The sequence below is a fragment of the bacterium genome (genome assembly GCA_024226335.1).
Lineage (GTDB): Bacteria > Myxococcota_A > UBA9160 > SZUA-336 > SZUA-336 > JAAELY01.
The window spans coordinates 1-656 of sequence record JAAELY010000026.1; the positions used below are offsets into that span (position 1 = coordinate 1).

1 protein-coding gene is annotated in these 656 nt (G+C 60.5%); it reads right to left on the minus strand.

Annotated features, from left to right (window positions below):
• Window positions 1-77: 77 nt before the first annotated feature.
• The gene (locus tag GY725_00895; GenBank protein MCP4002727.1) at window positions 78-512 is read right to left on the minus strand and encodes a hypothetical protein; all 435 of its coding nucleotides are present in this window, start codon (window positions 510-512) and stop codon (window positions 78-80) included.
• Window positions 513-656: the final 144 nt, after the last annotated feature.

Here is a 656-nt window from a genome sequence, read left to right on the forward strand (position 1 = left end):
AGGGCTACGACCAGACTAGGGGAAGGCCGCACACCAATGAAACTCGCATCGGAAGCGAGCTGTGCAAATTTGCAGAGCTACTCGGCACGACAATCGGGACTTTTCTGCGCGAGAACTTGCAGCGCGAGCGTTCCCGTTGGAACGTGCCGGTGCTCGTCCGATGTGGCCATCTCTTTGATTGCATCGATCTCGACTGGCGTCAGTTGCTGTGGAGATGTGCGTGGGCAAGACGAAACGTCGTCGAGTCCGCATTCGCCCTCGTGCTTCCACGTGAAGTAGCGTGTGCGCGACAGTCGCAGGACCCGTAGCACAGAACGCAGTGGCAACACCGAGCACGATCGGTCGATCGCCCGCAGCAGCTTTTGCTTCCGATCCCCCTCTGGCAGTCGCGTCTTGCCGAGAGAGAATCCCGACACGCGGAGCAGCGCAAAGAGCAGACGGAGAAACGCGATCAGGATCACGACCCGTTTCTGGAGTCGGAGCACTTCCTTCTGCAACGCCCTCGTGTCCATGCCGACAACTTCAGCCGACACAACAGCGGCACGTGCTGGAGTTAGCCAGCCTCGGGCGGTCGAACGAGGAACACCATGTCGCGTCGCATGTTCGGTGTCGCCCGTGGAGCGGACGAGGTCGCGAAGGCGATGGTCATACTTCCG